Source organism: Perlabentimonas gracilis (genome assembly GCF_011174675.1).
Lineage (GTDB): Bacteria > Bacteroidota > Bacteroidia > Bacteroidales > Tenuifilaceae > Perlabentimonas > Perlabentimonas gracilis.
On the sequence record NZ_JAANIG010000067.1, the window covers coordinates 1 to 9,762 of the forward strand.

General features: G+C 40.2%; 9 protein-coding genes. 4 read left to right on the plus strand and 5 right to left on the minus strand.

All coding sequences use genetic code 11. The features are described 5' to 3' along the window. Window positions 1-161: 161 nt before the first annotated feature. From G8O23_RS16535 to G8O23_RS16555, 5 genes are all read right to left on the minus strand, one after another. Window positions 162-431 (minus strand): hypothetical protein, encoded by a 270-nt coding sequence (locus G8O23_RS16535; RefSeq protein ID WP_166366893.1) that lies wholly within the window; start codon window positions 429-431, stop codon window positions 162-164. A gap of 4 nt (window positions 432-435) precedes the next feature. Then, window positions 436-981 carry a sigma-70 family RNA polymerase sigma factor gene (locus G8O23_RS16540; protein WP_166366895.1) on the minus strand — a complete coding sequence of 182 codons (546 nt, stop codon included), beginning with the start codon at window positions 979-981 and terminating at the stop codon, window positions 436-438. Between the two features lie 359 nt (window positions 982-1,340). Continuing rightward, window positions 1,341-3,062, minus strand: coding sequence for a hypothetical protein (locus tag G8O23_RS16545; RefSeq protein WP_166366897.1), 1,722 nt, complete (start codon window positions 3,060-3,062; stop codon window positions 1,341-1,343). A gap of 259 nt (window positions 3,063-3,321) precedes the next feature. Next, window positions 3,322-4,017, minus strand: a complete 696-nt coding sequence (locus tag G8O23_RS16550; protein WP_166366899.1) for a metallophosphoesterase family protein — start codon at window positions 4,015-4,017, stop codon at window positions 3,322-3,324. Window positions 4,018-4,044: 27 nt separating this feature from the next. Beyond that, entirely contained in the window at window positions 4,045-5,292 is a 1,248-nt protein-coding gene (locus G8O23_RS16555; RefSeq protein WP_166366901.1) for an ABC transporter permease, read from the minus strand. 143 nt (window positions 5,293-5,435) lie between these two features. Between G8O23_RS16555 and G8O23_RS16560 the strand changes: the two genes are divergently transcribed. From G8O23_RS16560 to G8O23_RS17475, 4 genes are all read left to right on the plus strand, one after another. Beyond that, the gene (locus tag G8O23_RS16560) at window positions 5,436-6,473 is read left to right on the plus strand and encodes an acyl-CoA reductase (RefSeq protein ID WP_166366917.1); all 1,038 of its coding nucleotides are present in this window, start codon (window positions 5,436-5,438) and stop codon (window positions 6,471-6,473) included. Window positions 6,474-6,539: 66 nt separating this feature from the next. Further along, window positions 6,540-7,070, plus strand: coding sequence for a plasmid pRiA4b ORF-3 family protein (locus tag G8O23_RS16565; protein ID WP_166366919.1), 531 nt, complete (start codon window positions 6,540-6,542; stop codon window positions 7,068-7,070). Between the two features lie 18 nt (window positions 7,071-7,088). Further along, on the plus strand, window positions 7,089-7,997 hold the full coding sequence (miaA, locus tag G8O23_RS16570) for a tRNA (adenosine(37)-N6)-dimethylallyltransferase MiaA (protein ID WP_166366921.1): 909 nt from the start codon (window positions 7,089-7,091) through the stop codon (window positions 7,995-7,997). A 13-nt stretch (window positions 7,998-8,010) separates the two neighbouring features. Then, window positions 8,011-9,615 carry a DUF1186 domain-containing protein gene (locus G8O23_RS17475; RefSeq protein ID WP_235942323.1) on the plus strand — a complete coding sequence of 535 codons (1,605 nt, stop codon included), beginning with the start codon at window positions 8,011-8,013 and terminating at the stop codon, window positions 9,613-9,615. Window positions 9,616-9,762 lie beyond the last annotated feature (147 nt).

Sequence of the window (9,762 nt, forward strand, 5' to 3'; positions counted from 1 at the left end):
CTACTTCAGCTTTTCGCTTTGATGTCCAGTAACTGTTCTTTTTCATACCGTCAGAAATTTAGCAATTTTTCTGCTCGGTTTTAATTGGGGCTAATATAGAATACTTAGAAAAAGAAGAGGTTTGTAAGAGGTAGCCTTATTTCAGGTATTTACAGTGGGGATTAATTCTCATTAATATTTTCGAGACGTTTTGCAATTTTACTTTTTAGCATTTCAATGTCCAACGTAGCGTTTTTTGTATAATCCATTTTGGAGATCCCTTTTTCAATTAAAGCACTTTGCTTTTCGTACTTAGTACAGGCTTCGCACATCATTTTGTGCATTTTTAGCTGGATTTTTTCCTTTGCTGAGAGTTTAAAATGGAATTTTTTCTCCATTAGCTCGGTGGCTTTTAAGCAGGAAAGGAAAAGTATATGCATTATTTTTTTCATGAACTTAATTCTTAAACCATTTGTTCTCAATACAGTTTCTGAGTTGCAATTTTGCTCTATGAACAATTTGCCAAAAATTAGTAGGTGCAATACCTAATTCCTGACAAATTTCTTCACCACTTTTCTCGGTAAGGTATTTTAACTTAACGCAGGTGTTCCATTTCTCGGGTAAAGCATCGAGACATTTTTGTAATACTTTTTGAAAATCAATGTCATCAAGCAAATGGATTTCATCGTCTTCCCAGTCTTTGGGGCGTTTTTCTTGTTCCCAACTGCCATCTACATCGAAGAATGCAGAGATAGTATTGGCTTCCATTGGGACTGGTTTCTTAACACTCTTTCGATAATGGTCAATTATTTTATGATTCAATATTGCAAACAACCATGTTTTGGGAGAACTATCGCCTTTGAATGCTTCATTTTTTTCGGCAGCAGCTAAAAAGGTTTCTTGAACTAAGTCTTCTGCTGTCTCAATAGAAGAGGTTTTGTAATATGCCCACTTATAAAGTTCTGGGGTGTATTCATTTACCCAGTTTTTTAAGTCTTTCATTTTTCATATAGGATTTAAAAACTCAAATTTAGTAAATTTATATGAGCGTTGGGAAAATGGCTCTTTTGATTTTGCCGAAGGGATTGAATTGTGCGGAGGGGCAAAAGCAAATGTGCCATTTAGGGTTGTTCTCTTGTCAAGTCAGCACCTATTGTCCTGCGTTTTCACAATTAATTATTTAAGTCTTTAGTTCTTTTCACACTGCCTTTCTACACTTGGCGGTAACGGCTGGGGGTGTAACCAGTGTGGGAGAGCGTGTTACGTTTTCGTCCCCCGACGAAAACGCCCGAGCGGGCGAAACCGCTCCGAAGTTCCAATGTCAACCCACATTGGCTACACCCCTTGTTAGGCACTGGGCTTTATTGTTTTAATACTGAAAATCCTTTTTCTTCAAATAACCTTGGAATGTCCCAACCATATTTTTTTGTAACGAAATAATTAAAAGATACTAATTGATCTTGTATTGCTGAAAGCAGTTTCTCTTTAGTCTTAAATGTTTTGTTTTTTAAACTTTTATCATTAATAAATAACTGATAATCATCAATGATATCTTCAATTTTTATTTTACCCATTAAAAGTTTTTCGTAAAGCAATATTAGAGTGTCTATATTTATTATTGTTGGCATTCTAATATGCTGTAGATTAATATTACCATCGTTTATCATATCAATTTCTTGCTGAAACCATATGTTAATTAGATTGTTTAATCCTAAGATGTCTAGTTGTCTATTATGAAGAATAATTATCGGATATATTTTTGCAGATTTTGGTTTGAAATTTAAATCTTCTTTAAACTCCCCTTTTAGTAATATTCTACAAAAATTTGCAAGTTGCCGAACTGCTTTCGGTGAGGTTTTAATTTTCCCTTTATTAAAATACAGTTTTTCTTTCAGCGCACGTTCATATTCTATAAAGTTATAACTTTCTTTTATTGAAGCATTAATTAATATGTCTTTTGATTCAAAGATAAATATTTTGCTCCCATTCCTAATGTAATAATCAGGCGAACCGGGTGTTGCCATATTATCACCTTTAAATTTCACATATTTCTTTTTATAAATTTGTTCAATTATGGTATAGAGTATATGACGCTCTGAGAAATCATATGTAAATATTTGCCGTAAATTAATTCTTTGATTTTCTTCATAATTGTCATTAATTTCTTTTAATAAGAAATATAACCCGTTAAAATTCTTTTCAATAGCGAATAGAGGGAATATAATTCTATATTTATTGTCCCTTATTTTTATTAGTGGATTTGACCTGAGATTTAAGTAGTCTATATCATCATCGTTTTTTTCTAATAAATTAATTGTAAACTTGTCTAAAAATGCTGTATTTGAGATAAAATGTTCATCACGTTCCAAGATTAAATCAATCTTCCCAGTTTTTTTTGCTGATAAAATTGTGAATGATATCGATAAAAGTCTCCTTAGGAATTCTTTGTAATTCTCAACGTAAAACTTTCTATAAAAATCAGATAGCATTTTCCTACAGTCAGCCCTGTTTTCTAAAAATTCAAAAAGAAAAATTGATTTAATTGTTTGTGCTACAAATACTGCTAAGATGTCATAATTAGAAATGTCAAATGTAGGTAAGGAAGTGGCTATTGACATACAAATTAAGCGAGGATACTCTTCGTTATCATTAATTGAAGATATTACTAATTCATCATTTTTATTGAGAGTTTCATTAATTGCTAAATAGACTTTAAAAAGCAATACTTCAAATTCATCATTGCTTATTTCAGGTGGATTACTGTTTGTTGATAAAACTTTTTCAAAAAGAGTAAGGCTGGCTTTTGCATTAATAATTGTAATTTCTACCGATTTCGACTTTTTATATTTATTGATTTTGTCATTAATTTCATTTGCTAAAATGTTATTTGAGTCACTAAACCAATTTGAAAGAAGTTCTCTATGGTTAATTACAAATGAATCATTATAATTGAAACTTAATAAGTGAGTAGAGGCATCAATTAGTAAACTTTTAGGAATATCATTCATTCGAGATAAATAATCTTCGTAATTTTCATTATCAAAAATTTGATTAAATCCTATTGTTACTATGCTAGATACCATTTTTTTGCGATGTTATAGCCTTGTGCCTAACTTCCTTATAGCCCTACCCAAAGTATATATAACTAGCATCCAACAATGTTAATATTTAGGATAGGTCGAGTTTAACAAATATAAAGTTTATTTACGTAAAATCACGTTTAGGGCCAACCTATGTTATGATAATGGCAAGCGTATGGCAACTTAAACCCCATCAATATCCGATTAAAGGTTTAGGTTTGTGGTATTAGCGGTAATACTCCCACCCTAAGCTGGGCGGGGGCTAATCTTCCTGCTTCTCAACCCAGTGTAGGGTTAACGTTTCCAACTTTAGGGCCACAAGAAAACCAATGCCGGAGCGCATTCCAGCATACACGCATCCCCCATCCAAAGGGATTAAACGGTGCTCCTGCTTGTCTACTATTGCCTGTATTGTGTCCAGTGGCGTTGGGGTGTGGCCGTAAAGAAAGATTGTGCTGGGCATAAAGTCACTTGGCAACTCCCCCATTCTACTCCAAAGCAACGACTCTGCATTGCCGAGTGGGTTGTCGTGAAATGGATTTACTCCGCCGTGTACCAGCATAAACCTGTCGATGGCGAGATGGTATGGCAGCATGTTAAGAAAGGCCGTGTGGGTACTGGGTATACCCTCGGGGAAAAGGAACGATTCGCCAATAAAATCTTCGTAGCTCCTCAGGGTGCTGTTACCACCATTCTGTATCCACTGGCTATAATGCGCCCTGCTATGGGCGGCATCGAGCAGCATCTGATCATGATTGCCTCGTATTGACTTTATGTTGAACCCTTGGTACTGAAGCAGTAGGATGTAATCTATTAGCTGGGCGCTTTGTGGGCCTCTATCAACTAGATCGCCCAGAAGGATAACTGTATCCGAGCGGGCGATTCCAATTCTATGCTCAAGCAAGTACCTGAGCGACTGCAAGCATCCGTGTGTATCACCAACAACATAGGTTGCCATGGTGATTCATTTAAAGGTTAAACTAATCTACTCGTACCTTAACGCCTCTATAGGATCGAGTTTGGAAGCCTGCACGGCAGGAAGGTAACCCGATGTTAGCCCAACGGCAAAGCAAATAACCACGCCCAAAGCCATCCAAAGCCAAGGTACAACAAAAGCGCTGCCCGTTATTAGTGAGATAACATTGCCCATGAGTATTCCAAAAGCAATACCCAGCAAACCACCCAACTGGCAAATAACGATGGCCTCGAAAAGGAACTGCTGCTTTATGGTGGACGATTTGGCGCCCATAGCCTTTCGCGTGCCAATCTCGCGGGTGCGCTCAGCCACGGCCACTAGCATAATATTCATTAGGCCAACGGCAGCACCTATTAGGGTGATAATACCAATTAGCGTGGCAGCAATGGTAACGTACTTAATATTCTCCAGTAGGATTTGAGCCAGCGAATCGCTCTTCTCGATATTAAAATCGGACTGGTCGCGCGCCTTCAAATTCCGAACAATCCTAAAAATGCCCTCGGCTTCGGAAACCGCATAGTCCAGATGCAAAGGGTTATTTGGCTTTATGTTGATGGTGAAGTTCATATTGGGTCGCGAGAAGTAGGTAGCCACATTGTGCACCGGTAGTAGTACCGACAGATCGGGCCCTCCACCAAAGGCATCGCCCTTCGATTTCATCACGCCAATAACCCTGTACTTGCCGCTGCCCACGCTAATTATCTTCTCAAGCGGATCCTCGTTTTTACCGAAAAGTTCCGTGGCCACCTTGTTACCAATAATGGCCACAGCCCATCCGTTATCCTCCTCGTGGGCCGAGAAAACCCTACCCTTCTCAATATCGAGCCCGGCGGTCTCAAAGTATCCCGATGTTACGCCCCTTACGCCTACGTTGGGATTGGTTTTGTTGGACATGTACTTAATGGTTGCAGCCCCTGTAGCCCATATGGATAGCGATACGGTGGCCGGAAACTCAAACCTATCGACAAAATCCTTGGCCTGCTGATAGCTGATATGCGAATGGTTTAGCGTACGGTAGCGTTGGCCACCAACCTGAACGTTCATACCACGGCTCTGAATGCTGAAGGTGTTGGCACCCATCATGGTGAACTCATCGTTTATGCTCTTTTTAATGGAGTCGATGGCCGTAAGAATTCCCACCAGGGCCATTATTCCCACGGCAATAATAAGTATGGTAAGTATGGTGCGAAGGGTATTTGAACGAATAGCACCGAATGATACCTTTAGGTTCTCTAAAACTAGGGCAACGCTTTTCATAAAAAAACCAATATTTAGTAGCAACATCAAAGGTAATACTTTTTCCATATCGCTAGCACCACAACAGGGTTTTAGTTATTGTTGTCTCCTATTTTATTAATCATTAAGCATAAAAAAACGCTTACCTTTGCAAACAAAAAATAATGACATTATCAGATAGGATTAGGGCTTTTGCTTCGCTGGGTAGCAAAATCTTGGCCACCGACACGTCTGCTGAGCTACAAAAATTCTGGCACACCGTCGATACAGCCCATCAGCAAAACAGCTGGTTTACAGCAGAGTTTTGCAGGTTGTCCATAACGTCAATTGCAAAGAGTTGGCTAACCCATGATAAGCTACAGGAGTGGATCTCATTGTACCCCATTCAATCGTTCAATCCCCCTAGCCCCAAAAGGGTTGGTGTAATAATGGCGGGTAATGTCCCATTTGTTGGAATGCACGATATGCTTAGCGTGCTGATATCTGGCCACCATTTTGTGGGCAAGATTTCATCGAAGGATGCTGGGCTAACGAATGCCCTTATCGACTTGCTGCTTTGCATTGAGCCAAACCTTGGCCGCTACATCACCCTAACTGAGAACAAGCTCGAGAATTTTGATGCCGTAATTGCCACGGGTAGCGATAATACCTCAAGGTATTTTGAGTACTACTTTGGGAAGTATCCAAATATCATCCGCAAGAACAGGCATAGCATTGCCATACTCAGTGGCAGTGAATCTCCCGAAGAGCTGCGCGGGTTGGCCAACGATATTTTCACCTACTTTGGACTAGGATGCCGGAACGTTTCAAAACTCCTAATACCCAAGGATTACAACCTTTCTGATTTACTGCGTAGTTTTGATGACCATAAGCACATAGCCAATCATAATAAGTACGCCAATAACTATGAGTACCATAGGGCGATGTACCTAATGAATATGGTTGAGCATCTCGACACTGGCTTTGTGCTTGCGAAGCCCGACGAGAGCCTGGGAAGTCCAGTAGGAACCTTTTACTACCAGCACTACACAAATTTGGGAAGCGTACAAACCTATATCGACATGCATGCCGAGCAGCTACAATGCGTTACATCATCAATCGAGGGCATCCCAAATTCAATTCCCTTTGGCCAGGCGCAGAACCCAACCCTTACCGATTACGCCGATGGGATCGACACCATCAATTTCTTGGCAACCCTTTAGCTATTTTTCCACAAAACATTTTTTTTATCGTAATCATGTTGCTTATTTTGCATAAAATCACAAGTTATGATCTATAAGTTTAGAATGATTTCGGGAGACGAGGAGGCTTTTCTGCGGGAGTATGAAATTCCCGATAACCATACGTTTCTTAGTTTTCATAATTTTATTCAGAAGGATTTGGGGTACGACTCAGCGCAGTTGGCCTCGTTTTTCCTAACCGACGAGCAGTGGAACAAGGGGATGGAGCTTACCCTAATTGATATGGAGAACGATGCAGGGCCTGCTGCAATACCAATGGAATCGGTTACCCTAGCCGATCTTCTAAAGGAGAAGAAAGAGCGATTGCTTTATGTATTCGATATTTTCTCGGATCGATGCTTCTTCATGGAACTATCGGACATTGCAGAGCCATCAACCAGCATGAAGTATCCGGTGTGCATAACCTCCATTGGCATACCACCACAGCAGCTTAAGCTCGAAGACATTTCGGTGGACGATTTGCTTGGCGAGGATGATGTATTCGATGAGATAACCAACGATATTGACATTAACGATATCGATTTCGATTCCGAAGCATTCTCCGATGAGGACTACTAACTGAAAACTGAGCCACCGTTGCTACCGAAATTTCTTATCGTACTGCTTGGCCCCACAGGCGTTGGCAAAACCAATGCTAGCCTTGCTATTTCGAGGCATTTCAATGCGCCAATCGTCTCGTCCGACTCAAGGCAGTTCTTCCGCGAAATGCGCATTGGAACGGCTGCACCCACCCCCGATCAGCTCATGGCAGTGCCACACCATTTGGTGGGGCACAAATCCATTACCGAGCGGTACAGCTGCGGGATGTTTGAAACAGAGGCGCTTGAGGTTATCGAAAATCTTCACAAATCGCATAATGCAGCAATGCTAGTGGGTGGCTCAATGCTCTATATCGATGCGGTATGTAACGGAATTGACGATTTTCCAACGCCCGACCCCGAGCTGCGCAAATCGCTCGAAAATCAGCTAAAAGCCGAAGGCATTGAAAGCCTTAGGGCACAGCTAAAGCTGCTCGATCCTGAGCATTACAATAAGGTCGATTTAAAAAACTCGCAGCGCGTACTTAAGGCCGTGGAGGTATGCCTGCAAACGGGTAAACCCTACAGCAGCTTCCGAACTAATTCGCAGAAAGAACGACCTTTTACAACCATTAAGATTGGGCTTAACCTGCCCAGAGAAGTGCTTTACGAGCGGATAAATGCCCGCGTTGACCAGATGATTGAAGAGGGGCTGGTTGGTGAAGCCAAGAGCCTTTACCCGCACCGCCATCACAATGCGCTAAAAACGGTGGGCTACCGCGAGATATTCGACTATATCGATGGGAAAATATCCCTAGAAAAAGCCATTGAGCTAATTAAGCGCAACTCACGCCACTACGCCAAGCGGCAGCTCACCTGGTGGGCCAGGGACAAGGAGATTGAGTGGTTTAGCCCCGATGAAATCAACAGTATTAAAGAATATATCTATGGAATTGTAAACACATAACAAAATCACCAATATGAGTAAAAGATATAAAGAGTATAACTACGAGATAATTGATGATCCAGATTATTTCGATAAGGAGAATGCTGTTACACCTGAACTTAAAAAAGAGCTTAATACTATATATTTTGATATTCTGGATAGGAAGAGAAAGGTTATCGATAAGCTTTTAAAACTTATCGAAAAGCATCCCGATAATCCTCAACTAAAAAACTACCTTGCAACGGCATATAAAATTCAGGGGAATACAAAAAAAAGTTGTGAGGTAAATCGGCAGATTGTTAAAGAGCACCCAAACTACCTGTTCGGAAAGTTAAATATTGCTGCCGAACATCTTGAAAATGGAGAGTACGACAAGGTGAAAGAGGCTCTTGGTGGTGCATTAGATATTCAAGAGCTATACCCTAGTAGAACGGTTTTTCATATTGGTGAAGTTTTGGGTTTTCATAAAATGGCCATTCACTACTTCCTTGAAACTGACAACCTGGAGGCTGCCAAAGCAAGGTTTGATATAATGGAAAGACTAGCTCCAGTACATCCCGACACGCAAGAAATTAGCGAATACTTTTTTAACTTTCTAACCCAAAAAGGTATAGAAAAAATTGAGGAAATGCGAAAAGGAGCAATTGATGTGGTTGCAAACCGAAAGTTAACTCGCAAACAAACAAAAAAAGCACCAAGGTTTGAGAACAAGGAGATTGAATTCCTATACCAGCATAGCCTTGAAATTGACCCACTCCTGTTGGATTCAATTATAATGTTGCCCAGAGAAAGCGTAATCCGCGATTTAGAGAATGTGCTAATTGATAGTATTGCTCGATATAATTATTTCTGTAGAATTGAAGAAAAGGGTGAGTTTTCTGAAGAAACCTTAGTATTTCCTATCCATGCGCTATTCCTATTGGCTGAACTGCGATCGGAAGAAAGCCTCAATTTAGTTTTAGAGTTTTGTAGCCAAAATCTCGAATTTTTAGAGTTCTGGCTTGGAAGTCATGTAACAGAAAGTTTACCTGAGATCTTCTACTTTATTGGCTCCAGTCAACTTGACAAGCTGAAAAGTTTTGTGAAACAACCAAATATTTACACCTACGTTCGAACGGCCATCTCAACCACCGTTTCTCAAATCGTTTTTCATCAACCCAACCGTCGGCAAGAAGTGCTTGAGTGGTACGACGATGTATTCAAGTTCTTTCTTAATGCCAAACTTAAGGATAATGTAATTGATACGGACACCATAAGCCTAATGGTAACCGATGCCGATGAGGCTCGGCTAACCGAATTACTACCTATAATTGAAGAACTATACAATAAAGGGTATGTTACAGAAGATATTGCCGATTCATTCCATGTAATTAAAGAGAGCATGAACACACCGCTTGACAATATTTTCAAAAAGGAGTTCATAAACATCCACGAGAGATACCAAGAAATCATTACGACCTGGGCTAGTTACACTGAAGACAATGAAAACCACAATTCATCATTTTTTGATGATGACCCTTACAATGACTTTGAATTTGAGCCACAAAATCCCCATATAAACCCTTTGAAAGGTATTGGCCGTAACGATCCTTGTCCCTGCGGTAGCGGAAAAAAATATAAAAAGTGTTGCGGTAAGTAGGGTCTGCTGAAAAACTCGAATTTAGAATATGATTCGTTTTTCCGAGGCCTATTCGTTTTCCCTCTGGCATCGGCTGGTGAGCCGAAAAACAAGTGCAGCGGGCGGTAAAAAAAAATCTGCTGTTTGAGCACCGACGTAGGAGGTGCG

Excerpts from the sequence above, each read along its gene's own strand:
- G8O23_RS16535 (WP_166366893.1), bottom strand. The coding sequence starts at position 431 with ATGAAAAAAATAATGCATATACTTTTCCTTTCCTGCTTAAAAGCCACC.
- G8O23_RS16540 (WP_166366895.1), bottom strand. The coding sequence starts at position 981 with ATGAAAGACTTAAAAAACTGGGTAAATGAATACACCCCAGAACTTTAT.
- G8O23_RS16545 (WP_166366897.1), bottom strand. The coding sequence starts at position 3,062 with ATGGTATCTAGCATAGTAACAATAGGATTTAATCAAATTTTTGATAAT.
- G8O23_RS16550 (WP_166366899.1), bottom strand. The coding sequence starts at position 4,017 with ATGGCAACCTATGTTGTTGGTGATACACACGGATGCTTGCAGTCGCTC.
- G8O23_RS16555 (WP_166366901.1), bottom strand. The coding sequence starts at position 5,292 with ATGAAAAGCGTTGCCCTAGTTTTAGAGAACCTAAAGGTATCATTCGGT.
- G8O23_RS16560 (WP_166366917.1), top strand. The coding sequence starts at position 5,436 with ATGACATTATCAGATAGGATTAGGGCTTTTGCTTCGCTGGGTAGCAAA.
- G8O23_RS16565 (WP_166366919.1), top strand. The coding sequence starts at position 6,540 with ATGATCTATAAGTTTAGAATGATTTCGGGAGACGAGGAGGCTTTTCTG.
- G8O23_RS17475 (WP_235942323.1), top strand. The coding sequence starts at position 8,011 with ATGAGTAAAAGATATAAAGAGTATAACTACGAGATAATTGATGATCCA.